Annotated in this window: 22 protein-coding genes and 1 pseudogene; 8 read left to right on the top strand and 15 right to left on the bottom strand. The window is 71.1% G+C overall.

The features are described 5' to 3' along the window. Positions 1 to 4: 4 nt before the first annotated feature. Positions 5 to 1,984: a fumarate reductase/succinate dehydrogenase flavoprotein subunit gene (locus AC0T5L_RS00525; protein WP_476163299.1), complete on the top strand. Its 1,980-nt coding sequence runs from the start codon at positions 5 to 7 to the stop codon at positions 1,982 to 1,984. Continuing rightward, on the top strand, positions 1,981 to 2,772 hold the full coding sequence (locus AC0T5L_RS00520) for a succinate dehydrogenase/fumarate reductase iron-sulfur subunit (protein ID WP_476163298.1): 792 nt from the start codon (positions 1,981 to 1,983) through the stop codon (positions 2,770 to 2,772). Before AC0T5L_RS00525 ends, AC0T5L_RS00520 begins: the two co-directional genes overlap by 4 nt. Before the next feature lie 51 nt (positions 2,773 to 2,823). On the opposite strand, the gene AC0T5L_RS00515 is transcribed toward AC0T5L_RS00520, so the two are convergent. From AC0T5L_RS00515 to AC0T5L_RS00480, 8 genes and pseudogenes are all read right to left on the bottom strand, one after another. After that, positions 2,824 to 3,297 carry an ATP-binding protein gene (locus tag AC0T5L_RS00515; protein WP_476163297.1) on the bottom strand — a complete coding sequence of 158 codons (474 nt, stop codon included), beginning with the start codon at positions 3,295 to 3,297 and terminating at the stop codon, positions 2,824 to 2,826. Then, positions 3,294 to 3,839, bottom strand: a complete 546-nt coding sequence (locus AC0T5L_RS00510) for a hypothetical protein (protein ID WP_476163296.1) — start codon at positions 3,837 to 3,839, stop codon at positions 3,294 to 3,296. Before AC0T5L_RS00510 ends, AC0T5L_RS00515 begins: the two co-directional genes overlap by 4 nt. 503 nt (positions 3,840 to 4,342) lie before the next feature. Continuing rightward, complete coding sequence (locus AC0T5L_RS00505) at positions 4,343 to 4,570, bottom strand: DUF397 domain-containing protein (protein WP_476163295.1); 228 nt, start codon at positions 4,568 to 4,570, stop codon at positions 4,343 to 4,345. 372 nt (positions 4,571 to 4,942) lie between these two features. After that, positions 4,943 to 5,578 (bottom strand): MBL fold metallo-hydrolase, encoded by a 636-nt coding sequence (locus AC0T5L_RS00500; RefSeq protein ID WP_476163294.1) that lies wholly within the window; start codon positions 5,576 to 5,578, stop codon positions 4,943 to 4,945. Between the two features lie 101 nt (positions 5,579 to 5,679). Then, the gene (locus tag AC0T5L_RS00495) at positions 5,680 to 6,666 is read right to left on the bottom strand and encodes an adenylate/guanylate cyclase domain-containing protein (RefSeq protein ID WP_476163293.1); all 987 of its coding nucleotides are present in this window, start codon (positions 6,664 to 6,666) and stop codon (positions 5,680 to 5,682) included. 137 nt (positions 6,667 to 6,803) lie between these two features. Then, a pseudogene (locus tag AC0T5L_RS00490) lies at positions 6,804 to 7,323 on the bottom strand (PH domain-containing protein). 48 nt (positions 7,324 to 7,371) lie between these two features. Continuing rightward, a complete protein-coding gene (locus AC0T5L_RS00485) occupies positions 7,372 to 8,232 on the bottom strand; it encodes a biotin--[acetyl-CoA-carboxylase] ligase (RefSeq protein WP_476163292.1) in 861 nt (286 codons plus the stop codon). Between the two features lie 215 nt (positions 8,233 to 8,447). Further along, positions 8,448 to 11,093: a phosphoenolpyruvate carboxylase gene (locus AC0T5L_RS00480; RefSeq protein WP_476163291.1), complete on the bottom strand. Its 2,646-nt coding sequence runs from the start codon at positions 11,091 to 11,093 to the stop codon at positions 8,448 to 8,450. Between the two features lie 255 nt (positions 11,094 to 11,348). Between AC0T5L_RS00480 and AC0T5L_RS00475 the strand changes: the two genes are divergently transcribed. The 3 genes from AC0T5L_RS00475 (at position 11,349) to AC0T5L_RS00465 (ending at position 15,029) form a co-directional block, all read left to right on the top strand. Then, on the top strand, positions 11,349 to 12,959 hold the full coding sequence (locus tag AC0T5L_RS00475; protein WP_476163290.1) for an acyl-CoA carboxylase subunit beta: 1,611 nt from the start codon (positions 11,349 to 11,351) through the stop codon (positions 12,957 to 12,959). Continuing rightward, on the top strand, positions 12,956 to 13,177 hold the full coding sequence (locus AC0T5L_RS00470) for an acyl-CoA carboxylase subunit epsilon (RefSeq protein WP_476163289.1): 222 nt from the start codon (positions 12,956 to 12,958) through the stop codon (positions 13,175 to 13,177). The genes AC0T5L_RS00475 and AC0T5L_RS00470 overlap by 4 nt, the downstream gene beginning before the upstream one ends. A gap of 85 nt (positions 13,178 to 13,262) precedes the next feature. Then, complete coding sequence (locus AC0T5L_RS00465) at positions 13,263 to 15,029, top strand: acetyl/propionyl/methylcrotonyl-CoA carboxylase subunit alpha (RefSeq protein ID WP_476163288.1); 1,767 nt, start codon at positions 13,263 to 13,265, stop codon at positions 15,027 to 15,029. A gap of 237 nt (positions 15,030 to 15,266) precedes the next feature. On the opposite strand, the gene AC0T5L_RS00460 is transcribed toward AC0T5L_RS00465, so the two are convergent. Then, complete coding sequence (locus tag AC0T5L_RS00460; RefSeq protein ID WP_476163287.1) at positions 15,267 to 15,590, bottom strand: putative quinol monooxygenase; 324 nt, start codon at positions 15,588 to 15,590, stop codon at positions 15,267 to 15,269. Positions 15,591 to 16,091: 501 nt separating this feature from the next. Here AC0T5L_RS00460 and AC0T5L_RS00455 point away from each other — a divergent pair. Continuing rightward, on the top strand, positions 16,092 to 17,531 hold the full coding sequence (locus tag AC0T5L_RS00455) for a dicarboxylate/amino acid:cation symporter (protein ID WP_476163286.1): 1,440 nt from the start codon (positions 16,092 to 16,094) through the stop codon (positions 17,529 to 17,531). A gap of 170 nt (positions 17,532 to 17,701) precedes the next feature. Further along, positions 17,702 to 18,961: a chemotaxis protein CheA gene (locus AC0T5L_RS00450; protein ID WP_476163415.1), complete on the top strand. Its 1,260-nt coding sequence runs from the start codon at positions 17,702 to 17,704 to the stop codon at positions 18,959 to 18,961. A gap of 146 nt (positions 18,962 to 19,107) precedes the next feature. Here AC0T5L_RS00450 and AC0T5L_RS00445 read toward each other — a convergent pair whose 3' ends face one another. The 3 genes from AC0T5L_RS00445 to AC0T5L_RS00435 form a co-directional block, all read right to left on the bottom strand. Next, positions 19,108 to 19,770, bottom strand: a complete 663-nt coding sequence (locus AC0T5L_RS00445) for an AAA family ATPase (protein WP_476163285.1) — start codon at positions 19,768 to 19,770, stop codon at positions 19,108 to 19,110. Between the two features lie 44 nt (positions 19,771 to 19,814). Continuing rightward, positions 19,815 to 20,168, bottom strand: coding sequence for a TFIIB-type zinc ribbon-containing protein (locus AC0T5L_RS00440; protein WP_476163284.1), 354 nt, complete (start codon positions 20,166 to 20,168; stop codon positions 19,815 to 19,817). Positions 20,169 to 20,296: 128 nt separating this feature from the next. Next, a complete protein-coding gene (locus AC0T5L_RS00435; RefSeq protein WP_476163283.1) occupies positions 20,297 to 21,676 on the bottom strand; it encodes an NAD(P)H-quinone dehydrogenase in 1,380 nt (459 codons plus the stop codon). A 344-nt stretch (positions 21,677 to 22,020) separates the two neighbouring features. Between AC0T5L_RS00435 and AC0T5L_RS00430 the strand changes: the two genes are divergently transcribed. After that, positions 22,021 to 22,842 (top strand): purine-nucleoside phosphorylase, encoded by an 822-nt coding sequence (locus tag AC0T5L_RS00430; protein WP_476163414.1) that lies wholly within the window; start codon positions 22,021 to 22,023, stop codon positions 22,840 to 22,842. A gap of 435 nt (positions 22,843 to 23,277) precedes the next feature. Here AC0T5L_RS00430 and AC0T5L_RS00425 read toward each other — a convergent pair whose 3' ends face one another. The 3 genes from AC0T5L_RS00425 to AC0T5L_RS00415 all read right to left on the bottom strand — a co-directional run bounded on the left by AC0T5L_RS00425 (position 23,278) and on the right by AC0T5L_RS00415 (position 26,345). Continuing rightward, on the bottom strand, positions 23,278 to 23,910 hold the full coding sequence (locus AC0T5L_RS00425) for a PH domain-containing protein (protein WP_476163282.1): 633 nt from the start codon (positions 23,908 to 23,910) through the stop codon (positions 23,278 to 23,280). Next, positions 23,910 to 25,010 carry an adenosine deaminase gene (locus tag AC0T5L_RS00420; protein WP_476163281.1) on the bottom strand — a complete coding sequence of 367 codons (1,101 nt, stop codon included), beginning with the start codon at positions 25,008 to 25,010 and terminating at the stop codon, positions 23,910 to 23,912. Before AC0T5L_RS00420 ends, AC0T5L_RS00425 begins: the two co-directional genes overlap by 1 nt. A 96-nt stretch (positions 25,011 to 25,106) precedes the next feature. Beyond that, positions 25,107 to 26,345: a M20 family metallopeptidase gene (locus AC0T5L_RS00415; RefSeq protein WP_476163280.1), complete on the bottom strand. Its 1,239-nt coding sequence runs from the start codon at positions 26,343 to 26,345 to the stop codon at positions 25,107 to 25,109. Positions 26,346 to 26,360: the final 15 nt, after the last annotated feature.

Raw genomic sequence — 26,360 nt, 5'->3', positions numbered from 1 at the left:
CCACATGCCCCCCACAGCAGAACCCGAGATCACCCGGTACGCCTACGACGTCGTGGTGATCGGGGCGGGCGGAGCCGGGCTGCGCGCCGCGATCGCCGCCCGCGAGCAGGGCAAGCGCACCGCGGTCATCTCCAAGTCGCTGTTCGGCAAGGCCCACACGGTGATGGCCGAGGGCGGCGCGGCCGCCGCCCTGGGCAACGCCAACGCCGGCGACGAGTGGCACGTGCACTTTCGCGACACCATCCGCGGCGGCAAGTTCCTCAACGACCCGCGCATGGCCGAGCTGCACGCCCGCGAGGCGCCCGAGCGCATCCTGGAACTGGAGTACTGGGGCGCGCTGTTCGACCGCACCGAGGACGGCCGGATCAGCCAGCGCAACTTCGGCGGACACGAGTACCCGAGGCTCGCGCACGTGGGCGACCGCACCGGCCTGGAGATGATCCGCACCCTCCAGCAGCGGGTCGTCGCGCTCCAGCAGGCCGACGCCGCTGAGCTGGGTAATCCCGAGGCACGCATCCGGGTGTTCGCCGAGACCGCGGTCACCCGGCTGATCACCGCGGGCGGGGAGGAGGCCGAAGCCCCCGGCGGGGGCGGGAACGGCCCGGAGCGGATCGTCGGCGCGTTCGGCTACCGACGGGTGGACGGCGGCTTCGTGCTCTTCGAGGCGCCCGCGGTCATCCTGGCCACCGGAGGCATCGGCAAGGCCTTCCAGACCACGTCCAACTCCTGGGAGTACACCGGCGACGGCCACGCGCTGGCGCTGCGGGCCGGGGCCGCCCTGATCAACATGGAGTTCGTCCAGTTCCACCCCACCGGGATGGTCTGGCCCCCGTCGGTCAAGGGCATCCTCGTCACCGAGTCGGTGCGCGGCGACGGCGGCGTACTGCGCGACGCCGGGGGGAGGCGGTTCATGTTCGACTACGTGCCGGACGTGTTCCGCTCCCAGTACGCCGAGAGCGAGGAGGAGGCCGACGGCTGGTACGCCGACCCCGCGAACCACCGCAGGCCGCCGGAGCTGCTGCCCCGCGACGAGGTCGCGCGGGCGATCAACACCGAGGTCAAGGAGGGGCGCGGCTCACCGCACGGCGGTGTGTTCCTGGACGTGTCCTCGCGCCTGCCCGCCGAGGAGATCCGCAGGCGCCTGCCGTCCATGCACCACCAGTTCAAGGAGCTGGCGGACGTGGACATCACCGCGGAGCCCATGGAGGTGGGTCCGACCTGCCACTACGTGATGGGCGGCGTGCGGGTGGACGCCGACACCGCCGCCTCCGACCTGCCGGGGCTGTTCGCCGCGGGGGAGGTGGCGGGCGGCATGCACGGCTCCAACCGGCTGGGCGGCAACTCGCTGTCGGACCTGCTGGTGTTCGGCCGCAGGGCCGGCATGGGAGCCGCCGCCTACCTGGACGGGCTCGGCGACGGCACGCCCCCGAGGGGATCCGTGGACCGGGCCGCGACGGAGGCGGCCTCCTACGCTCTGGAGTTCCTCAAGCAGGGGGAGGGGGAGAACCCGTACACACTGCACACCGAACTACAGCGGACCATGAACGACCTGGTCGGCATCATCCGTCGGGGACCGGAGATGGAGCAGGCCCTGGAGCGCCTGGACACGCTGGAGGAGCGGTCGCGCATGCTCAGCGCGCCCGGCGACCGGGTGTACAACCCGGGCTGGCACCTGGCGCTGGCCCTGCCCAACATGATCCTGGTCGCGCGCGCGGTCACCGCGGCCGCGCTGGAGCGGACCGAGTCGCGCGGCGGGCACACCCGTGACGACTTCCCCGACATGTCGCCGGAATGGCGCAGGGTGAACCTGGAGGCGAGGTCGGACGCGTCCGACCGTGTGGCGCTGTCCCGGCGCCCGGTCACCGACATTCCGGCCGGGCTGCTCACCCTCTTCGAACGCGACGAGCTGACCAAGTACCTGACCGAGGAGGAGCTGCCCGGTACCGGGGCGGCGGGCGACGCGGCCGAGGAGGGCCAGTCATGAGCGAACGTGTGTTCCGGGTGTGGCGGGGTTCCGGCGAGGGAGGACTCGCCGAGTACCGGGTGGAGGCCAACGAGGGCGAGGTGGTGCTCGACGTCCTCCACCGGCTCCAGGCCACGCAGACGCCGGACCTGGCGGTGCGGTGGAACTGCAAGGCGGGCAAGTGCGGTTCGTGCTCGGTGGAGATCAACGGCCACCCGAAGCTGTCGTGCATGACGCGGATGAGCGTGTTCGACGATGACGAGGCCGTGACGGTGACGCCGATGCGCGCCTTCCCCGTGGTCCGGGACCTGGTGTGCGACGTGTCGTACAACTACCAGAAGGCGCGGGAGATCCCCTCCTTCACCCCGGACCCGAAGAAGTCGCCCGGCGACTTCCGGATGCAGCAGGAGGACGTGGAGCGCCAGCAGGAGTTCCGCAGGTGCATCGAGTGCTTCCTGTGCAACAACACCTGCCACGTGATCCGCGACCACGAGGAGAACAAGGAGCACTTCTCGGGTCCGCGCTACCTCATGCGGGTGGCGGAGCTGGAGATGCACCCCGAGGACACCGCCGACCGCAGGCTCATCGCCCAGGACGAGTTCGGGCTGGGCTACTGCAACATCACCAAGTGCTGTACGGACGTGTGCCCGGAGAACATCAACATCACCGACAACGCGCTGATCCCGATGAAGGAACGGGTGGCCGACCGCAAGTACGACCCGCTGGTGTGGCTGGGGTCCAAGATCGGCATGAGGCCGAAGGACACCCCGCCGGTGCCCAACGTCGGGAGCCACTCCGACAGGACCTGATCCCCGTGGGCGGACGGCCGTCCGCCCACGGGCACCGCTCGCCCCCCGGGGTCAGCCGGTGAACGCGAAGGGGCGCGGTCCGTCGGGGACCTCGGCGGGGTCCAGGGCGAAGGAGGCCCGCACCAGCATCCCCAGGCCCGACCACACCGGCCAGGAGTAGTGGTGCCAGCCGGTGGCGAGGTTCTCCACCAGGAGGAGGCCGCGCTGGCCCTCGGCCCAGACCCACTCCTCACCGGTGCGTTCGGTGGGGACGCGCGGGACCGCGCCGGGGGCGGAGCCGTGGTCGTTGCCCACGGTCAGGGTCAGGACGTGGCCGGTGTTCACGTCCAACTGGCGGGAGACCTCACCGCCCGCACGGCCGTACTTGCAGGCGTTGGCCTGGAGCTCGTGCAGGCACAGCTGGACGGTGGCGACCAGGTCCGGGTCGAAGCCGGCCATGTCCCCGGCCAGGTCCCCGCGCGCGGTGGACAGGTCGGCCAGGCCGCCCCGGTAGAGACGGGGTTCCCAGTACAGGAGGCTGCTCATGCCGGAACCCCCTGGCGCCGCTGCTCGATCCAGACGCGGGTCAGGGAGGTCAGCTCGTCCCACTCGGCGTACCGGGTGGGGCTGGTGGTGCTGGTGGGGCGCACGGCCCCGAACCGGGGTGCGGGTTCGCCGAGCAGGTCGCCGCCGGGGTCGTCCCTCCACTGCTGGAGCAGGGCGGCGGCGCGTTCCCGGACACGGTCGAAGGCGCGCTGGACCTCGTCGGGTTCGGCGCTGCGGGTCGCGGGAACGCGGGGCGGGGGAACGGGGTTCGCGGATGCGCGCAGGCGCTCGTGGGCGGCGTAGTAGGGCCGCACGAGGGCGACGGGTTCGGCGGGGACGGCCTCGCTGGGCGGAGCCAGAGGCGCCGGAGGCGACGCGGCTTCGGCGGAAGCGGGCAGTGGTGCGGGTGCGTAGCGGCGCACGCGCGTGGAGCGGCGGCGACGGCGGCCGGCTACGTTCGAGTGGCGTCCGCACGGGGAGGAGAAGAGCGCGATCAGCGGGCCGAGGGCACGGCTGAGAAGCGCAGCGCTAAACTGGAGCACGCTGGCAATCCTTGTCTCTAAAGGTACGAAGTTGCTGGCCACGACCCCGGGCGGCGTTCAACCGTCGCGGGGTCATCGTGTGGATTGAGTTGTGTGTTCGCAGCCAGATTAGAGCACAGCCGAACAATCCAGGCGCGGCTTTCGCAGAAACAGCCGAAAAAAGTTCGCCCGTAGCGTGTCTGCCCAGCTCAGAGCATACAGAAAAGGGGACAGCCGTATTTGCTACCCCCATCCAAAGTATTCCTCTTGTCCGGATTTATTGTTTTTGCGGTCTCCGGAAAGCGTCGGCCCCCCGAGGGCGGTCCTCGGGGGTCCGACGGGGCGGGAGGCCCAGCTCGGCCCGGGCGGGACCAGCACGGTGACCGTAAAGGGTCACCGGCGCGCCCTCATCCGCCGTGATCTTGTACTTATAGCGAGGTTCGGCGCTCCAACCTCGCTATAAGTACAAGATCATCCGGGGGTGGAGCACTCCAGTCACACCGGCAACGTATCCGGTCAGCCCACTAGCGTGCGGCGGCGTGTACCAGAGCGGCCCACTCCGAGCGGTCAAAGGTCAGGTGCCCGGACTCGCGGTTCTGGGTGTCGCGCACGTCCGCGCCGTGGGTACCCTCGCGCGCCGAGCCGAGCGCCTCGACCTCGGGCAGCTCGTAATGACAGAGAGCCCTACGGCCTGAACCGGTAATGACGAAGCGCCCCCGTCCCAGGAGTCCCAGGAGCGGGGGCGCAGTCACGTCGGATCGGCCTGTGCGGTGGCCGGGTTCGACGATCCATCGTTGAACGACGACGCGCGAAAATCGTTGCCGTACCTGTAAATCCTGGTAGCAGGTGGCGCACCTGGTGATCTGCGCTGAGATCATCCAAGCGGCCGAGCGCGGCGCGCTACACGCGCATCTGGCTCCCCACGCTCGCCAGTTCGCCTCGGAGTTGCTGACGGCACCGCAATAGTCGCACGTGACAGGGCCTTGCTCGGTGGTCCGGTCGAGGCCCTTCATCTCATGGTGCGGGCACCGCTCCGTGGGGCGGCGTCCGGGTCAGGGGGAGTTCGTCCGGGGCGCCGATCCCCGGTGGCGAACGTCTCTGGGCGGGGCGGCGACGGTACCGGGTCAGAAGCCGCGCGCGGCCCAGTCGTCGAGGTGCCCGGCGACCTCGGCGACGGTGGTGGACTCGCCGTGGCCGGGGCGGACGACCGTGTCCCCCGGCAGCTCCACGAGGTGGTCGCGGATCGAGGAGATGATCGTCGAGAAGTCCGAGAACGACTGGCCGGTGGCGCCGGGACCGCCCGGGAAGAGGGTGTCGCCGGTGAAGACCGTCCCGAGCCTCGGCGCGTACAGGCACACCCCGCCGGGTGTGTGGCCCGGCGTGTGCAGAATGCCCAGTTCCACGTCGCCGACCACCAGTGTCTCGCCATGCAGCAGCGGGGCGTCGGGCTCGCGCTGCGGGTGCACGCGGTGCCACAGCTCGGCGTCGTCGGGGTGCAGCAGGATCGGGCAGTCGGCGAGGTCGGCCAGTGCGACGGCCGCGTTGACGTGGTCGCTGTGCCCGTGGGTGGACACGATCGCCATCAGCTCGCGATCGCCCAGACCGCGCGCGATCGCCTCGGCGTCGTGCGCGGCGTCGATGACGATCGCGCTGTCCTCGTCGCCGACGATCCACACGTTGTTCTCGACGCCGAGCTCTCCTCCCTCCAGGCTGACGACGCCCGAGGTGCGCAGACGCTGGAGGGGGGAAGGGATGCTCACCGACTCACCACCTGTCCTCTCGCTGACTGGACCGATTCGTTCGAGCCTATCCCCGCCGGCCCCTCCCGCACACGTGCGCCCGAAGCGGGGCGAGCGCTGGTTCAGCCCGCGGGCTCGAAGTTGCGGCGCAGAGCGTAGGGCTGGATGAGCCCGAGGCCGTGCGCGTGACGGGCACGCACCTTGACCACCTGTAGGCCCTCCTCGTCGGCGAGGTTCTCAGCGAGGTTGTCGTCGATCAGGACCGTGCCGGGACGTGCGAAGGAGGTCAGGCGGCTGGAGCGGTTGACGGTCGTGCCGAACACGTCGCCGTGCAGGGTCAGGACGGGCCCGGAGGCCAGGCCCACCCGGACGTCGGGTACCTCCACGTGGGTCTTGACCCCCGAGGCCAGGCGCAGCGCGATGTCGGCGGCCTCGGCCGGGGAGTCGGCCACGTAGAGGACCTCGTCGCCGAGGGTCTTGACAACGCGGCCGCCCCCGGAGGCGACGATGTCGGCGGCCGTGGCCTCGAAGCCCTCGACCACCCCGGCCAGCTCGACCTCGTCCAGTTCGCGGCTCAACGTGGTGAAGGAGACCAGGTCGGCGAACCCCACGATCAGCGGGTAGTAGTTGGGCACGGTGTCCTGGCCGTTGGACATCACCGCGAGGGTGCGGGCCGCGGAGGCGGAGAGCTGGCGGCGCCAGATGTGCAACAGGAGCCGCTCGACGTCCGGCAGCAGCTCCTTGACCTGCCCCATCAGCGGGCTGACGGCGTCCTCGCCCTCCTGGAAGATGAGCGTGCTCAGGATGCTGGTCTGCCAGTCGGCCAGGCGCGCCATGGTCTGCCCCATCGCGCGGGCGAAGCGGACCACGCCCTCCTCGTCCAGGACGCCTTCCTGGAGCAGGGAATTGGCGATACGCAGCGACTCGACGTCGCTCTCAGCGAAGGTGACCGTGTCGTCGCCCTGGTTGGGGAAGCCGAGGGCGCGCCAGATGCGCCCGGCCAACTCGGCGTCGGCGCCGGCGAGTTCGATCGCTTGTTCCCTTGTGTAGACCGCCTCACCGCCGAGCAGGGCGGACTCGATCGCTTTCGGGTCGGGACGCGACGACATACGTTCTCTTTCACGGGCCATCCCCGTCGGAGCGGGGAGCAGTCACTTCGTCACCGGCCGGTGGCACGGCACTGGATTCCCCTCCAGCTTACGCCCGCGGTCACTCCCCGGAAGGGCAGGGCGCGTTCGGAAGGGGTTCACCCTTGCGGCCCGGAGGGGTACTCCGGCCTCTGGGCGTCGTTGACCTGCCGGTAGATCTCGGCCTGGAACCGCTGGGGGCGCGGTACTCGCCGCAGGACCATCCCCTCCTGCTCGGAGGCCGACTGGACGGACAGGGTTCCGTATCCCATGAGGTTCCCAGAGACCGATGCTGAAGGCGACGTCGTTGACACGGGTGAGCGGCATGTCGCGGCCCTTGCGGGAGACGATGCCGTCGCGCATCATCAGCCTCCGGTCGGTGAGGATGTAGACGGTGGACGACCACCTGAGCATGGGCACGAACCACAGGACCAGCGCGGCGACCAGTCCGACGGCGGCCACGCCCCCCGCGGCCGCGAGGCTCCAGTCCTGGTCCCAGGGCACGAACCAGAGAGCGGCGCCCACGGCCGCGATGATGAGGACGAGCGCCGCGAACTCGCCCGCCAGGACGGTCCAGTGCTGGCGCGCGACGTGGACGGGTTCCTCGTCGTCGGAGAGGTAGCGGTCCGCGATAGCCATACCGGTGATCATGGCACAAGGCGGGCGGGCGCGTGGGTGGGGCCGCGCTCAGGAACCGGGGCGTACGTGCACGACGTCGCCCGCGCTCAGCGCCCGTTCCCCGCCACGGCCCTCCACCAGGAGCCGGGCGTCGGAGTCGACGCCGGTCGCGGTGCCCTCCAGGAACCGGTCGCCGGGCAGGTGCACCCGCACGCGACGGCCGATGGTGGTGCACATGTCCCGGTAGACGGCGGCCAGGCCGCTGGCCTCGGCGTCTCCGCCGGCGGCGGTCCACACCGTGTACAGCTCCTCGAACTCGCCCAGGACGGAGGCGAGCAGGGCGCCCCGGTCCAGGCCGCCGGAGCCCTCCCCGCGCAGGGAGACGGCGGTGTCCACGGGCAGTTCGGCCCGGCTCTGGGAGACGTTGATCCCGATCCCCACGACCACCCCCGCCGTGTTCGAGGAGAAGTCGGCCTCGGAGAGGATGCCGGCGAGCTTGCCGTCGGCCGACCCGGGCTCGGAGCGCAGATCCGCGGGAACGATGAGGTCGTTGGGCCACTTGAGGGCGGCTTTGACCCCCGGCACCCGGCGTACGGCGCCGACGGCGGCCACGCCCATGAGCGAGGACAGCCAGCTCAGTTTCCCGGCGGGCACCTCGGGCCGGGCCAGTAGGGAGAAGGTGAGTGCGGCGCGAGGCGGGGTGGAGAAGCCGCGCCCGAGGCGGCCGCGCCCCGCGGTCTGGTGCTCGGTGACCAGCACACTTCCGTGCGGGGCGCCCCGCCGGGCCCGCCCGGCCAGCTCGGTGTTGGTGGACCCGGCCTCGGAGAGCACCTCGATCCGGTGCCACATGCCGCCCGGGCGGACGAGGACGGCGTCGAGCGCCGCCGCGTCGAGCGGGGGGCGCGGAAAGGAGTCGGGTGCGATGGCCATACCCCCATTACAGCAGCGCCCCGGCCCCACCGGAAACCGGTGCCCGCGGGGCGGCCCGAAACCAGCACGCCGGCGACCGTGCGCCCTCACCGTCCAGCCGCCGGAGGCGGGGCTCCGCTGGAGGCTTCGGCCGGTCCGGGTCCGACCGCGGCACGGACGCGCGACGGCGCCCCGCACCTCTTCCGGGTGCGGGGCGCCGTCGCGCACGGGCGGGGTCAGCCGGTGTTCTGCAGGCCGGCGGCCACACCGTTGACCGAGAGCAGCAGCAGCCGCTCCAGGTGCTGCTGGTCCTGCTCGGACAGCGTGTCGGCCTCCTCGCCCCGCAGGGCTTCGAGGGCGCGCAGTTGCAGATGGGACAGCGCGTCCACGTACGGGTTGCGCAGGTCGACCGCGCGGGAGAGCACCGAGCGGTTCTCCAGCAGGCGGCTGTGCCCGGTCACCTTGAGCACCAGTTCACGGGTGAGGTCGTACTCCCTGAGCACCCGCTCGGTTAGCTCCGGGCGACCGCCCAGGGCCAGGTAGCGCTCGGCGATGGTGCGGTCGGTCTTGGCCAGGCTCATCTCGGCGTTGTCCAACAGGGACGAGAACATGGGCCAGTCGCGGTAGGCGGCTTGGAGCATGCCCGTGTCCTCCACCGAGGCCAGGCCCGTGCCGAGGCCGTACCAGCCGGGCAGGTTGACCCGGGTCTGGGTCCAGGCGAACACCCACGGAATCGCGCGCAGGTCGCCCAGCCCCCGTGCGGCGCCGCGCCGCGCCGGGCGCGATCCCAGGCGCAGCTCGCCCAGCTCCTCCAGCGGACTGACCTGGGAGAACCACACCGCGAAGTCCTCGGTGTTGATCAGCTCCAGGTAGGTCTCCTGGGCCGCGCCCGCGATGGTGTCGGCGTAGCCGCGGTACCTGCGCTCGGCGGAGCGCTCGCGCTCCTGGACGGCGTCGGTGGAGGCCATCAGCACCGCGTGGCCGACCTGTTCGATGTGGCGGCGGGCGATCGCGGTCTGGCCGTAGCGGGCGAAGATGACCTCGCCCTGCTCCGTGACCTTGAACCGGCCGCCGACCGAGCCGGGCGCCTGGGCCAGCAGGGCGCGGCTGGCCGGTCCACCGCCGCGGCCGAGGGAGCCGCCGCGGCCGTGGAAGAGGGTCAGGCGCACGTCGTGCTCGCGCGCCCACGCGGACAGGCGGGCCTGGGCGTCGTACAGGCGCAGGGTGGCGCTGACCGGGCCGACGTCCTTGGCCGAGTCGCTGTAGCCGAGCATGACCTCCACCCGGCGTCCGGCCTCCTCCAGCCGCCTCTGCACCTGGGGCAGCTTCAGCATGCCGTCGAGCACCTGGGGCGAGGCGTCCAGGTCGGCGCCGGTCTCGAACAGCGGGATGACGTCGAGGACGGGCACGCGCTCGGGCGGCAGCGCGTGGGAGGCCAGCTCGTACACGGCCGCGATGTCCTCGGCCGAGCGGGTGAAGCTGACGATGTAGCGACGGCAGGCCTCCACGCCGAAGCGCTCCTGGATCCAGGCGATCACCCGGATGGTGGCGAGGACCTCCTCGGTGCGCTCGGAGCGGGCCCCGCCCTCGCGCAGTTCGGCCAGCGCGGCGGCGTGCACCTCGCTGTGCTGGCGGATCTCCAGTTCGGCGAGGTGGAAGCCGAAGCTCTCGGCCTGCCAGACCAGGTGCTGCAACTCGCCGTAGGCCTGGCGGAGGGCGCCGGCGGCGACCAGGGACTCCTGCACGGTACGCAGGTCGGCCAGGAAGGCGTCGGCGTCGGGGTAGGCCAGGTCGGCGTCGCGCTCGCGTGTCGCGCGCAGGCGTGCGGTGGCCAGCAGCAGCATCTGGCGGTGCGGCTCGTTGGGCGAACGCGCCCCGATGTCCGCCGTCAGCGCGGGCTGTCCGGCCTTGGCCGCGGAGAGCGCGTCGAGTAGCGCGGGACTGGCGGGGGTGAGGTTGGAGTAGGCGGTCAGGGTGCGGGCCACCTTGTCGCAGGCGGCCTCCAGGCCGCGCAGCACGTGCTCGGACTGGATGAGCATGGCCTCGCGGGTCACGTCATGGGTGACGTAGGGGTTGCCGTCGCGGTCGCCGCCGATCCAGCTGCCGTAGCGGACGAAGGGGGTGGCGCGGGGCGGGCGCACACCGGTGCCGTCGGGGTCGATGGCCGCGTCCAGGCTCCGGTAGACCTGCGGGACGACGGAGAAGATCGTCTCGTCGAAGGCGGCCAGAGCGGTGCGCACCTCGTCGAGCGGGTCGAGCTTGGTGTAGCGCAGCTGGGAGGTGCGCCAGAGCAGGTCGATCTCCTCCAGCAGGCGCCGGTGGGCCTCGGCGGCGGTGCTGCTGCCCTCGTGGGAACCGTGCCAGGCGTCCAGCTGGGCGCTGATGCGCAGGATGGATGTGGAAACGGCACGGCGGCGGGCCTCCGTGGGGTGCGCGGTGAACACGGGGTGGAACTCCATGTCCGCGACCAGCTCGTTGAGGCGCTCCTCGCCGCCGTCGGTCTCGCGGACGGCGCGCACGGCCGCCGCGAGGGACTCCCGGGGCGGGTTGGCGGCGTCGTCGCGCTCGCGCAGGGCCCGCATCCGCTGGTGCTCCTCGGCCAGGTTGGCCAGGTGGAAGTAGACGGTGAAGGCGCGGGCCACCTGCTTGGCGCGCTCCAGCGGCCAGGCCGCGACGATCGCGGTGATCTCCTTCCCCGTGACGGAGCCGTCGCGGGCACCGATCACCGCGCGCCTGAGCTTCTCGACATCGGCGAGCAGGTCCTCGCCGCCGCTTTCGGCGAGGACCGTTCCGAGCATCTCGCCGAGCAGTTTGACGTCATTCCTGAGTTGTTCGGGAACTTCCTGCCGGGCACTGTCACGTTCTGCGCTTACCGCTGTCATGGTCCCTGACCCTACAGAGATCGCACCCGCCGCCAGGTGCGCGGGGGCGCATTTTCGATGTTTTGCCCGAGCGTTAAGAATTGTTGCTCCGGATAAAGGGATGCACATTCCCTCACGCCGTTTTCCGGTCGCGGGCCCCTTCCGTTCACGCGGAGCACCAGACTCCGGGGAGGGCTGTGCCGAAGCCCACCTACCGACGAGTAACCCAGGGCTCGGTTCCCGGGCGCGGCGAGCGCGCGGTTAACCTGCGTAGTTATGGCCACCGAAGCCCCTGAACCACTGTCCGCGGACGAGATCGACATCCACACCACTGCGGGCAAGCTCGCCGACCTGCAAAGACGCCGCTACGAGGCCGTACACGCCGGATCGGCGCGAGCCGTTGAGAAACAGCACGCCAAAGGCAAGATGACCGCACGCGAGCGGATCGACGCCCTACTCGACCCGGGATCGTTCGTGGAGTTCGACTCCCTGGCCCGGCACCGCTCCACCAGCTTCGGTCTGGAGAGGAACCGCCCCTACGGCGACGGCGTGGTCACCGGCCACGGAACCGTCGACGGACGCCCCGTCGCCGTGTTCAGCCAGGACGTCACCGTCTTCGGCGGGTCGCTGGGCGAGGTCTACGGCGAGAAGATCCTCAAGGTCCTCGACCACGCCCTCACCAACGGGTGCCCCGTCGTGGGCATCAACGAGGGCGGCGGCGCGCGCATCCAGGAGGGCGTGGTCGCGCTGGGCCTGTACGGCGAGATCTTCAAGCGCAACACCCACGCCTCGGGCGTCATCCCCCAGATCTCCCTGATCATGGGCGCCGCCGCGGGCGGCCACGTCTACTCCCCCGCCCTGACCGACTTCATCGTGATGGTCGACGAGACCTCGCAGATGTTCATCACCGGCCCCGACGTCATCAAGACGGTCACCGGCGAGGACGTCTCCATGGAGGAGCTGGGCGGCGCCCGGACCCACAACGCCAAGTCGGGCGTGGCGCACCACATGGGCTCCGACGAGCAGGACGCGATCGAGTACGTGCAGACGCTGCTCTCGCACCTGCCCGACAACAACCTGGAGGAGGCGCCGGTCCTGCCGCCCGAGGACGCCCCGGGCGACGAGGCCACCGACGCCGACCTGGCCCTGGACACCTTCATCCCGGACTCGGCCAACCAGCCCTACGACATGAGGACGGTCATCGAGGCCGTCCTGGACGACGGCGACTTCCTGGAGGTCCACTCCCAGTTCGCCACCAACATCGTGGTGGGCTACGGCCGCGTGGACGGCCGGTCCGTCGGCGTCGTGGCCAACCAGCCCATGAGCTTCGCGGGCTGCCTGGACATCGACGCCTCCGAGAAGGCGGCGCGCTTCGTGCGCACCTGCGACGCCTTCAACATCCCGGTGCTGACCTTCGTGGACGTGCCCGGCTTCCTGCCCGGCACCGACCAGGAGTGGGACGGCATCATCCGCCGCGGCGCCAAGCTGCTGTACGCCTACGCCGAGGCCACGGTCCCCCTCATCACCGTGATCACCCGCAAGGCCTTCGGCGGCGCCTACGACGTCATGGGCTCCAAGCACCTGGGCGCGGACGTCAACCTGGCCTGGCCCACCGCGCAGATCGCGGTCATGGGCGCCCAGGGCGCGGTGAACATCCTGCACCGGCGCACCCTGACCGCGGCCGACGACGTCGAGGCCGAGCGCACCCGGCTCATCGGCGAGTACGAGGACACCCTCCTCAACCCCTACTCCGCCGCCGAGCGGGGGTACGTGGACGGGGTCATCATGCCCTCCGAGACCCGCGTGCAGATCACCAGGTCCCTCAAGGCGCTGCGGAACAAGCGCAAGCAGCTGCCGCCCAAGAAGCACGGGAACATCCCGCTGTGAGCGCGCCGGAGAACCCGCCGCACCTGACCGTGGTGCGAGGCGAGCCGACCGACGAGGAGCTCGCGGTCCTCACCGCGGTGCTCAGCGCGCGTGCCGCCGCCGCCCGGGCCGCCGAGAAGCCGGCTCCGGAGCGCCCGTCCGGGTGGCGGGGCCGCTCGCGGGGGCTGCGCGCCCCCCTGCGGCCCGGCCCCGGTGCTTGGCGGCTGAGCACGAGGTGACCCCTGTGCTCCCCCGTCCCCAGACTCTTCACCAAGCGGTCGGCGCACTACCCCGCCCCACGCCACAGCAGAAGGATTTCCCACCGTGCGTAAAGTACTGATCGCCAATCGCGGCGAGATCGCCGTGCGCATCGCCCGCGCCTGTCGCGACGCCGACCTGGCCAGCGTCGCCGTCTACGCCGAACCCGATCTGAACGCCCTGCACGTCAAGATCGCCGACGAGGCCCACGCCCTGGGCGGGTCCACCCCCGCCGACTCCTACCTGGACGTCGCCAAGCTCCTGGCCGTGGCCGCCCGGACGGGCGCGGACGCCGTCCACCCCGGCTACGGGTTCCTGGCCGAGAACGCCGACTTCGCCCAGGCCGTCATCGACGCCGGGCTGACCTGGATCGGCCCGCCCCCCGCCGCGATCACCGCGCTGGGCGACAAGGTCCAGGCCCGCCACATCGCCCAGAAGGTCGGTGCCCCGCTGGTCGCGGGCACTCCCGACCCGGTGGAGTCCGCTGAGGAGGTCGTGGCCTTCGCCGAGGAGCACGGCCTGCCCATCGCGATCAAGGCCGCCTTCGGCGGCGGCGGACGCGGGTTGAAGGTCGCCTACTCCCTGGAGGAGGTCGCCGACGCCTACGAGTCGGCCGTGCGCGAGGCCGTCACCGCCTTCGGCCGCGGCGAGTGCTTCGTCGAGCGCTACCTCGACAAGCCGCGGCACGTGGAGACCCAGTGCCTGGCCGACACCCACGGCAACGTCGTGGTCGTCTCCACCCGCGACTGCTCGCTCCAGCGCCGCCACCAGAAGCTGGTGGAGGAGGCCCCGGCCCCGTTCCTGACCGCGGACCAGATGGAGCGGCTGTACGCCTCCTCCAAGGCCATCCTGGCCGAGGCCGGGTACGTGGGCGCCGGTACGTGCGAGTTCCTCGTGGGCACCGACGGCACCATCTCCTTCCTGGAGGTCAACACCCGCCTACAGGTCGAGCACCCGGTGACCGAGGAGGTCACCGGCATCGACCTGGTCCGCGAGATGCTGCGCGCCGCCGACGGCGAGGAGCTGGGCTACGGCGACCCCCAGGTCCGCGGGCACTCCTTCGAGTTCCGCATCAACGCCGAGGACGCCGGACGGGGCTTCATGCCCGCCCCGGGCACCATCACCGAGCTGGCGCTGCCCACCGGTCCGGGCGTGCGCGTGGACACCGGCTGCGAGGCGGGGTTCACGGTGCCCCAGGCCTTCGACTCCATGGTCGCCAAGCTCATCGTGACCGGGCGCACCCGTCAGGAGGCGCTGGCGCGCTCCAAGCGCGCGCTGGCGGAGTTCCGGGTCGGCGGGATGCCCACGGTCATCCCCTTCCACCAGGCCGTGGTCTCCGATGAGGCGTTCGCTCCCCGGGACGCGGACCAGGAGTTCGGGGTCTACACCCGGTGGATCGAGACCGAGTTCGACAACCGGATCGAGCCGTGGTCCGGTGAGCCGGGCCAGGCCCGGGAGAGCGAGCGCGAGACCGTCACCGTGGAGGTGGGCGGCAAGCGCGTCGACGTGGTACTGCCCGCCGGCCTGGGCGCCTCGGCCGCCGCGGCCCCGGCGGCGGGCGGCGGCAGGAAGAAGCGGTCCTCGCGCAAGGGCGGCGGTGCCGCCGCGGCCAGCGGTGACTCGCTGGTCTCGCCGATGCAGGGCACCGTGGTCAAGCTGGTGGCCGAGGAGGGCCAGCAGGTCGCCGAGGGCGACACCGTCGTGGTCATCGAGGCCATGAAGATGGAGCAGCCGCTCAACGCGCACAGGGCCGGCACGGTCACCGGTCTGAAGATCGCCGCGGGCGAGACCGTGGGCAACGGCGCGGTGGTCTGCGAGATCAAGGACGCCTAGGTGTGTCGTCCCGGCACGCTGGTAACAGGTGAAACACCCTGATGGGTGCTGGACACAGGTGAGGGCCTCCGGTATCGGTGCGGATCGCGACGTCCCACCGGCTACCAGGAGGCCCTCTACGGCTCGCACGACCCACGTCGGCGCGGCCCGTATCGGCGGCCGCCTGGGCACGGCCCTCCACGGTGTGCTCGGCGGCCCTCCCGCCTCCCGCGTACCTAACCTCTCAAGTCAGTACACCTAGGCGTCGACGGTCAGTTCGCCCATCCGGTCCCAGCCCTCGCCCTCGACGACCCGGCTGATGATGAGCGGGGTCTCGGTGAGCAGCGGCTTCATGGCGGCCAGCCCGTCGCGGAAGTGGTCGCTGTTGACGTGCGCCTCGGCAGCGCCGTCCTCGAACGCCTCGACGAGCACGAACTCGTTCTCGCGTTCGACGCTACGGGACCACTCGAACCACAGGTTGCCCGGCTCGGCGCGGGTGGCCGCGGTGAAGTCGGCGACCGCGTCCAGGAAGCCGTCCCCGATCTCGGGCTTGACCCGGAACTTGACGACGATGAGGATCATCGTCCCTCCTTCTGTTGGTGCTGAGAGGCACGGTGGCGCCGTGCTCCCGCCCCACCTTGCCAGAACCGGAGGCCGCGACGGCTCCTCGGCCAGCTCCGCAGGACGTCGGCCCCGTCACTCGCCACCGCCCCGCCGAGGGTGATCCTTGCCGCACCCTCGGCTGGGAAGACGCGCCACGATGCCCGCACATTGGACGATGTGGCTCCGGGGACAGAAAGTTGTCGACACTCATGTATGGAACAGACGGGCAAAGAGAGTTATTGTCCTTGTTTGTGACGAACATCTGGGGACTGACGCGAAGGTGGCACATCGACCTGTGCCGCCGAAGCTCTCAAGCGTGTAGCTAGGTTCACGCGCGCCCGTCCGGGCAGCGCGCCGCACACCCTGCCCCGTGCCGTCCCCCTTGGTGGCAACCGTTCATTCCCCGAGTCGGAACCCCGCCGCGCCGACCGCGCCGGGTGCGTTTCCGGCTGCCTTCACCGTCCTCTGGAGTCCCAACCCGTGTCCGCACAGAGCACAGGCACTTCCAGCAAGCGCAGAACGCTTCGCTTCCCGTTCGCGGCCCAGGTCCTCACCGGCCTGGGCCTCGGCGTCGTCCTGGGCATCGTCGCCCTCCAGATCGGCCCGGTCGGCGACGACCAGCCGAACTGGCTCGCCGTCACCCTTCAGACCGTCGGCTCGACCTTCGTCACGCTGTTGCAGACGATCGTGCCGCCGCTGATCGTCCTCGCCGTCATCTCCTCCATCGCCAACCTGCGCAACGTCACCAACGCGGCACGGCTGGCCTGGAAGACCCTGCTGTGGTTCGGCGCCACCGCCCTGATCGCGGTCGCCATCGGCATCACGCTCGGCCTGACCGTCCGGCCCGGCGTCAACAGCGCCGTGGACGCCACCACGGCCGAGGACCCCTCCGGCACCGGCTCCTGGATGGCCTTCATCGAGAGCATCGTCCCGGCCAACTTCCTGGGCCTGGGCGCGAACGTCTCCGCCGCCGACGACGGAAGCCTCAACGCCGGACTGAGCTTCAACGTCCTACAGCTGATCGTCATCGCCATCGTCCTGGGCATCGCCGCGGTGAAGGTCGGCAAGGCCGCGGAACCGTTCATCAACTTCGCCGACTCCGCGTTGCAGGTCGTGCTCAAGGCCCTGTGGTGGGTCATCCGCCTGGCCCCGATCGGCACCGTCGGCCTGCTGGGCAACGCCGTGTACAGCTACGGCTGGACCACCATGGGCGCACTCGGCAAGTACGCGCTGACCATCTACCTCGGCCTGCTGCTGGTGCTGTTCGTCGTCTACCCGGTGCTCGCCCGCCTCAACGGCCTGTCCCCGGTCAAGTACTTCAGCGGCGTGTGGCCCGCGGTCCAGCTGGCCTTCGTGTCCCGCTCCTCGATGGGCACCATGCCCGTCACCCAGCGGGTCACCGAGCAGAACCTGGGCGTCCCGCGCTACTACTCCGCGTTCGCCGTGCCGTTCGGCGCCACCACCAAGATGGACGGCTGCGCCGCCATCTACCCGGCGATCTCGGCGATCTTCATCGCCCAGTTCTTCCCGGGGATCAGCCTCGGCCTCACCGACTACCTGCTGATCGTGTTCGTCTCGGTGATCGGCTCGGCCGCGACCGCCGGTACCACCGGCGCGACCGTCATGCTGACCCTGACCCTGTCCACCCTGGGCCTGCCCCTGGAGGGCGTGGGTCTGCTGCTGGCCGTCGATCCGATCCTGGACATGGGCCGCACGGCGGTCAACGTCGCCGGTCAGGCGCTGATCCCGACCATCGTCGCCAAGCGTGAGGGCATCCTGGACGTGGCCCGCTACCACGCGCCGCGCGACGCCTCCGGCTTCGTGCCGCTGGACGAGGCCCACGCCGACGCCGGGACCGAGGAGGCCGAGGACGACCCGGACGTCCGCAAGGTCCCCGCGGGATCCGCCAGCCGGGGCTGAGGCCCGCTCCCCACGTCCGCCGCGGCCCGCCGGAGTCCCCCGGCGGGCCGCGCGGCTTCCCGTCGTCGGTGAGAACGGGTACACCGGGAACCGCGAGGGGGTGTCCGTTCGTCATTGTGATGAGGGAGGCGAGAAAAACGATCATGCTGCGCCACTTGGTAACACCCACAGTGCTGACCGCCGGGCTCGCGGCGGCGACGGTGAGCGCCGCGGTGGTGCCCGCCTCGGCCGACACCCAGCCCGAGCTGCCGGACACCCAGGCCGTCGTCGACGAACTCGAGGGCGACGGCGTCTTCATCGACCCGAGTATCGACCAGATCCCGGCCTCCGACGAGGAGGCCCTGGAGACGGCCGCCGCGGACGCGGGCGCGGACGTCCCCGTCTACTACGTGATCATCCCCAGCGGCAACGCCACGTCCAACGCCGGGGTCGAGTCCTTCATGGACCCGGTCATGGCCGAGGTCGGCGACGGCGCTTACGGCGTGCTCTCCGGGTCGGACTCCTTCTTCGTCACGTCCCCCAACATCACGGACACCGAGGCGGTCCGCGAGACCGCGCTGGCCAACGGGAACCAGAACCCGATCGACACGCTCGTGGCCGTGCCCGACGCGGCCGAGTCCCAGACCGCCCAGGAGGCCCCCTCCGAAGGCATCACCGCCTCCGGCCTGGTGCTGATCGGCCTCCTCCTGGTGATCGTCGCCGCGGGCGGCTGGTTCGTCTACAACAGCCGCAAGAAGCGTGAGGCGGAGAAGGCCAAGCAGCTTGAGGAGATCAGGCAGATGGCCACCGAGGACGTCGTCCGGCTCGGCGAGGACGTCGCCCGCCTGGAGATCGACGTGTCCGAGGTCGACGAGGCCACCCGCAACGACTACTCCCAGGCCATGGACGCCTACGACCAGGCCAAGTCGCTGCTGGACACCATCAAGGAGCCCGAGCAGGTCCGGCTGGTCACCAGCGCCCTGGAGGACGGCCGCTACTACATGACCGCCACCCGGGCCCGCATGAACGGCGACCCGGTACCCGAGCGGCGCGGCCCCTGCTTCTTCAACCCGCAGCACGGCCCGTCCGTGGAGGACGTCGTCTGGGCCCCGCCCGGCGGCGCGCCCCGCGAGGTCACCGCCTGCGCGGCCTGTGCCCAGGCGGTGCGCACCGGCGGGCAGCCCGACGTCCGCCTGGTCGAGGTGGACGGCGAGCGCCGCCCGTACTACGACGCCGGGCCGGCCTACTCGCCCTACGCCAGCGGCTACTTCGGCATGAACATGATGATGGGCATGTTCACCGGCATGATGATGGGCTCCATGATGGGGTCGATGATGGGCATGGGCATGGGCATGGGCGCCGGGGACGTCGGCGGCGAAGGAGACCTCGGCGGCGGGGACGACTTCGGCGGAGGCGGCGACTTCGGGGACTTCGGCGGCTTCGACTTCTGAGCCCCGCCGGACCTCGGCCGTCCAGAGGCCCCGGGCCCGGTGCCCGGGGCCTTCTCCATGGCCGGAGCGGGCCGGTGCGGCGGGGAGCGGCCGGCGCCGCGAGCCGTGTGGCGCCGCCCGTCACGGGCGGCCGGCGCCCCCAGGGGTCACTCTGGGAAGGACGCCGGTTCGGGGCCGGCGGCCGCCGCGTGCACGTCCTCGATCCACCGGCACACGGCCGCGGCGGTGTCCGCGGGCTCGGTGTGCGTGGTGTCGACCAGGGTGAGCGGGGGCCGCATGAGGCCGGCCTCGGCCTCCACCCAGGCGGCGAACTCCAGGTTCTCCCGGATCCGCTCCCCGTCCCACCCGCGCCAGGCGGGGCGGGCCCGCAGGCGCGCGGCCAGGACGTCGGGTTCACATGTCAGCGCGAGGTAGTGGACGTCGCTGAACAGGGCGCGCTCGGGCAGGGGCTCCAGCTCCGGCGGAACCACGGTCCCGCACAGCACGACGGGCCGTCCGCTCTGCTGGACCATGGCGGCGGTGCGCAGCCATGTGGAGCGGAACAGACGGTGGTGGTCGGCCGGATCACGGAGCCCGCCGACCCACAGCAGGTCCTGTTCCAGGACGACGAAGCGGTCCCGGAGCCTGTCCAGCAGCATTCCGGCGATGGTGGACTTGCCGGTGCCGCTGGGCCCCGACACGCAGTACAGGGGTAGGCGCAGGAACGGCCGGGTGCGCTGGCAGGACGCGCAGCGCAGCACGGAGACCCCCGCGGCGGTGTCGGGGGTCTCGTCCAGCTCCCCGCAGTGGACGCAGATCAGCGGGTGCACGGATTTCCTCGGTCGGGTTGTGAAGGGCGCTCGGCCGGGCCGGCTCAGTCGAAGAGCTGTTCCAGGAAGCTCTTCTTGCGGCGGTTGCGGTAGGGACGGGGGGAGTCCCGGTAGCCGCTGTATCCGCGCGGCGAGTCCTGGTAGCCGCCCCGGTAACCGCTCGGGGAGTCCGGGTAGCCGCCCCGGGGGTAGGCGGGCGGCGGGGCCTGGGGGTAGGACTGCGGCCGGACGTGGGGATCCGGGGGCGGCGCTACACCGTAATGCCGCTGCTCGGCGTCCACGATGCTCTCCAACTCACCGCGGTCCAGGAAGACACCCTGGCAGCCGTCACACCGGTCGATGTGGACGCCCTGTCGGTCGAACGTTCGCATGGGGCTTTGACACTTGGGACAGATCACACCAAGACGTTACTCGATGCGGGTCAAGACCGGGTAAGGAGGTGAGGTCCCGCCGGTGTTCCCGGGGCCCGCGGCGAGCGTCGCGGCCGGACGCTCGGCGGACCCCGAGGGACCGTAGGGGCGGGGGTCTACTCCGGGGAGGCCAGCATCAGGGAGCGGGCGGCCTCGGTGACGCTGCCGGACAGCGACGGGTACACCGAGAAGGTGTGCGCGAGGTCGTCCACGGTCAGGCGCTGCTGGACGGCGATGGACACGCCCAGGATGAGCTCGCTGGCGCGCGGGCCGACGATGACGCCGCCCAGCACGATCCCGGTGTGCTGGCGGCAGATCAGCTTGACGAAGCCGTCCTCGACCTCGTTCATCTTGGCGCGAGGGTTGGTGTTGAGCGGCAGGGTGACCGACCGGCCGTCGATCCGGCCGCTGCGCACGTCGTCCTCACTGGCGCCCACCGCCGCCAGTTCGGGGTGGGTGAACACGGTGGAGGCCACGGTGGACAGCTTGAGCGGGGCGACGGCCTCACCAAGCGCGTGCCACATGGCGATACGGCCCTGCATGGCCGCCACGGAGGCCAGCATGTTCACACCGGTGCAGTCACCCGCCGCGTACACGCCGGGGACGGTGGTGCGCGAGACCCGGTCGACCTCCACGAACCCGCCGCCGCCCAGGCGGACACCGGCCTCCTCCAGCCCCAGGTCGTCGGTGTTGGGGATCATGCCGACCGTCATCAGGCAGTGGCTGCCCTCCACGGTGCGACCGTCGGAGAGGGTGACGAGCACGCCGTCGTCGGTGCGCACGACCGACTCGGCGCGGGTCCGGTTCAGGACGGTCATGCCGTGGCGCATGAAGACGTCCTCCAGCACCTCGGCGCCGTCGGGGTCCTGGGTGGGCATGACCCGGTCCCGGGAGGAGACCAGGGTGACGTTGGCCCCCAGGGACTGGTAGGCGCTGGCGAACTCGGCGCCGGTGACACCGGAGCCGACCACGACCAGCTTCTCCGGCAGCTCCTCCATGTCGTAGAGGTGGCGCCAGGTGAGGATGCGCTCGCCGTCCGGTTTGGCGGTGGGCAGCTCACGGGGATGGGCGCCCGTGGCGATGAGGACGACGTCGGCGCGCAGGCGCTGGTCGCCGACGGCGACGATGTGCGGGTCGACCAGGCGGGCCTCGCCGCTGACGACCCGCACGCCCTCCTTGGTCAGGCGGGCACGGGTGTCGTCGGACTGCGCCTGGGCCAGGCGTTTGATCCGGGAGTTCATCTTGTCGGTGTCCACCTCGACCGCGGCCTTGCCGTGGGCGTCGTGGATGTGGATACCGAGGCTGTCGGACTCGCGTACGTACGTGGTGCGGGTGGACGTGGCGATCAGGCTCTTGGACGGAACGCAGTCGGTGAGGACGCAGGCACCGCCGATTCCGTCGCGTTCCACCACCGTCACGTCCGCGCCGAGCTGCGCCGCGACCAGCGCCGCCTCGTAGCCCCCGGGTCCGCCACCGATGATCACGACCTTCGTCACGCTGCCTCACTCCCTCTGCGGCTGGGCCGCCACGCGCGTTTGCCGGTCTGGACGATATGCGAGCATGGCGGAGCACCACCTGGTTTCATCGCTTCCCTCCATTGTCGTCCATGCCGACCGGCGGAAATAGCAGGCGCCCCGGACAGAGCGGTCCACGATGCCGCCCGCGTCCGTCCACGCCGCGCGGAAGCCGGCCCCGCCCCTGGTCAGGCGGCCCGTGGGTGAGGCGTTGGTTCCGATCGGACCTCTGAATCCGGGAGTTCGCGCGCGAGTTCCGCGAAGTGGGACACACGCACCCGCGTTCCGGATCATTCCGGTCCTCCGGCTGTAGCATCCGTCGTGTGATGGAACGAGAGCAGCGGCCGAAGACCACTGGTGAGGCGAAGGAGCTGGCGGCCGACGCGGCGCGGGAACTGCTGTCCCGTGCCGGAGCCGACCGCTTCGACATGCTGGTGGTACTCGGCTCGGGCTGGGCGGGCGCGGTGGACACACTGGGCTCGTACGACATCGAGTTCGACGTGACCGAGCTGCCCGGTTTCCACGCACCCACAGCCGAGGGGCACTCGCCCAAGGTCCGCAGCATGTGGGTGGGTGACAAACGGGTGGCCGTGTTCATGGGACGCGTCCACCTCTACGAGGGCTACGACCCGCTGGAGATCGCCCACACGGTACGCACGGGCGTGGCCGCGGGCGCGACGACCGCCGTGCTGACGGGATCGGCCGGGTCTTTGCGCACCGACTTCGCCCCGGGGCAGCCCGTGGTGATCCGGGACCACATCAACCTGACCGCCCGGTCCCCGCTGGTGGGCGCCTCGTTCGTGGACCTGACCGAGGCCTACAGTCCCCGGCTGCGACAGGTCGTCCACGAGGTGGACGTGACACTGACCGAGGGCGTGTACGTGTCCACGGTCGGACCGCAGATGCAGACCCCGGCGGAGCTGAAGGTGCTGCACCAGGCGGGCGCGGACATGGTGGGGCGGTCGATCGCCCTGGAGGCCATCGCGGCCGTGGAGATGGACGCCGAGGTGCTGGGACTGGCGATGATCAGCAACGACGCCGTCGGCGCGGTCCTCGAACCCTTCGATCCCGAGCGTGCCCTGGAGGTCGTCACCCAGCGGGCGCGCAGGCTGGGCGAACTGCTCAACAGGGTGCTCACCCGGGCATAGGCCCGGCGGAGCCGGTGCGGACGAGCGGCCGTCCGGGCCGCGCGTCCTGTGGTGGGGCACCTCCGGCCGGGCCGCTCGGTACCGGCGTGGCGAGCGTACACCCCGAGGCCATGGGGTGGACGGCACCGACCGCGGTCCGGCCGGAGGTAGTGCTTGCCCCGGTGCCTCGTGTCGCGCGAGATCCCCGCAGATCCCGTTGGACTGGCGACCCGGACACCTTTCTCTTCTTCCCGTTATTCAGTTGGACCGCGCGCGTGCCCTGGGGAGCTCCCGGGTGGATGGCCATCCGCGCGAAGCCCGCCCGCCCGGAACCTTCCCCTTAGGCATGCCTTACCTAACCAGATCTACGTGGGTGCGTCAACCCCGTACCCGGCGAACAGCGGACCCGGCCGCCACACGGGGGTGGGGCCGGGTCGGGTCCGAAGGGGGCAGCGCTCAGGCCAGCAGGAACACCGCTATGAGAAGCACCGCTGTCGCGGCCATGACCACGATCACTTCCAGGGGCACCATGGTCTGCGGCTCGTCCTCAGCACCCAGCGCGGCGGGCCCCGCCTCGTCCACGTCCTTGATCGGTCCGCTGAGCGGACGCGTCTTGTACCGCTCGGCGTCCTGACGCAGCTGCCGGGCCGCCAGGTCCACCGGACGCATCCCGGCCGGGTCCTCGTCCTCGTTCCCCGGATCGAGGTAGCCCGAATCGCGCCGCATGTTGTCACGGACCTTCCGGCGCTTGGTCTCGCGCAGCGGCCAGGAGCGCACGATGCGCCGCGGGGTGTGCACCCGCAGGACGTCGGTGACGTCCACCCAGGACACCGAGGCCCACGGCACGAAAGTCTCACGCAGCGGGTTGATCACCCTCAGACCGCGCTCGGTGGAGACCACGCGCGGGCGCAGCCACACGAGGTAGACGACGGAGACCGTCGTGACCAGCAGCGCACCGGCGATCCAGGCCTGACGGCCCTCACCGCGCCAGACCACGTCCAGCAGGAGCAGGACCGCGACGACGATCCACACGATCGCCGCCACCCGCGTGACGGTGGAGTAGTGGGTGGTGGGGTTCGGTCCGTCCATCAGGTGGTGGCCCACTTCAGCTGCGCGAAGCCGGGCTTGATGATTCCGTTGATCAGCGCCAGGCGCTCGTCGAAGGGCAGGAAGGCCGACTTCATGGCGTTGACCGTGAACCACTGCATGTCGTCCCAGCCGTACCCGAATGCCTCCGAGAGCCGGGCGAACTCCTCCGACAGGCTGGTACCGCTCTGTAGGCGGTTGTCGGTGTTGACTGTGATGCGGAAGCGCAGGTCGTGCAGCATCCCGATGGGGTGCCCGGCGATCGACTCGGCGGCCCCGGTCTGCACGTTGGAGCTGGGGCACATCTCCAGCGGCACCCGCTTGTCACGCACGTACTGGGCCAGGCGCCCCAGCCGGGGCGCGCCGCCGGACTCGTCCACGGTGATGTCGTCGATGATGCGCACGCCGTGGCCCAGGCGGTCGCACCCGCACCACTGGAGGGCCTCCCAGATGGAGGGGAGCCCGAACGCCTCACCCGCGTGGATGGTGAAGTGGAAGTTCTCGCGGCGCAGGTACTCGAACGCGTCCAGGTGGCGGGTGGGCGGGTTGCCCGCCTCAGCGCCCGCGATGTCGAATCCGGACACGCCGGCGTCGCGGTAGCGGACCGCCAGCTCGGCGATCTCCGACGAGCGCGCGGCGTGCCGCATCGCGGTGACCAGCTGCCCGGTGCGGATGCTGCGCCCCTGTTCGGCGGCGCGCTTCTCCCCCAGTTCCAGGCCCTCCTGGACGGCCTCGACGACCTCCTCCAGGGTGAGCCCGGCCTCCAGGTGCTGCTCTGGGGCGTAGCGCTGCTCGGCGTAGACCACACCGTCGGCGGCCAGGTCCTCGGTGGCCTCGGCGGCGACCCGGACGAGGGCGTCACGGGTCTGCATGACCGCCGTGGTGTGCGCGAACGTCTCCAGGTAGCGCTCCAGGGAGCCGGAGTCGGAGGCGTCGCGGAACCACCGGCCCAGTTCCTCCGCATCGTAGGTGGGAAGACCGGTGTAGCCGGTCTCCCTGGCCAGTTCCACGACGGTGGCCGGACGCAGACCGCCGTCGAGGTGGTCGTGCAGGAGTACCTTCGGCGCCCGTCGGATCTGCTCAACTGTGAGTGGCTGGTTCATGGGTTCAGGATGCCACCAGCCCGGGAGGGGCCCCGCCACACCGGAGCGAAGTTGTCGAAAATCCGGTAGATGCCGGTGGGGGCTTACACGCCCGGTTCAGGCCAGCGCCTCCTCACTGTCCCTGCGGCCCTCGCGGCGGATGTCCTCCCACAGCGCCGTCAGGGCGGTGGTGACCATGAAGCGCGTGCCCGTGCCGATGGCGCGCTCGTCCACGTCGAAGGTGCCCCGGTGCAGGTCCAGCATGGGACCGCTCCAGTCCGGGGAGTGGGTCCCCAGGCGGGCCAGCGCGCCGGGGACCTGTTCCAGGTACCAGGCGAAGTCCTCCCCGCCCAGGCTCTGCGGGGTGGAGGCCGCCGCGTCGGCGCCCAGGGACAGGGCGACCGCCTCGCGCATGATGTCGACGCTGGCCGACTCGTTGATGGTGGGCGGAACGCCCCTCCGGTAGGTCACCTCGGCCTCGGCGCCGTAGGCGGAGGCCACCGACTCCACCAGGCCCTTGACGATGTCGGGGGCCGCGTGCCAGGCCTCGTCGTCCAGGCAGCGCACGGTGCCCTCGGCGACGGCGTCGTCGGGGATGACGTTGGGCGCCGACCCCGCGCTGATGCGCCCCCACACCAGGCTGAACCCGGCCCGGGGATCGACTCGCCGGGAGAGCGCGGCGGGCAGCTCGGTGACGACCTTGCCCATGGCGTAGACGAGGTCGGAGGTCAGGTGCGGACGGGCGGTGTGCCCTCCCGGACCCGACAGGCGCACCATGAGCTGGTCGCAGGCGGCGGTGATGCCGCCCGTGCGCAGCCCGACCTGGCCGACCATCAGCCGGGGGTCGCAGTGCAGGGCGAAGATCCGGTCCACGCCCTCCAGAGCCCCGGCGTTGAGCACCTCCACGGCGCCGCCCGGCAGCTCCTCGGCCGGCTGGAAGACGAGCCGGACCCGGCCGGGCAGGGCGCCCGCCCGCTCCAGCTGGGCGAGGAAGACCCCCGCCGCCAGCATGACCGTGGTGTGCACGTCGTGCCCGCAGGCGTGGGCGACCCCGGGCACCGTGGAGCGGTAGGGGACGTCCTTCTCGTCGGTCAGGGGCAGGGCGTCGATATCGGCGCGCAGGGCGATCAGGGGACCGCTCCCGGAGCCGACATCGCAGATCAGGCCGGTCCCCTGGGGTAGCTCCTGTGGTTTGAGGCCGACGTCGCGTAGGCGCTCGGCGATCCGCCCGGTGGTGCGGTGCTCGGCGAAGGCGAGTTCGGGGTGCATGTGCAGGTCCCGGCGGAAGCCGCTCAGATCCCGCCCATGGCGCGCCAGGAAAGCGGTCAACTGTTCCGGCAGGTCATGTCCCTGCATGCGAGGGTCCCCTCT

The organism is Nocardiopsis sp. TRM 82005 (genome assembly GCF_056312425.1).
This window is presented reverse-complemented; position numbering and strand designations above follow the sequence as displayed.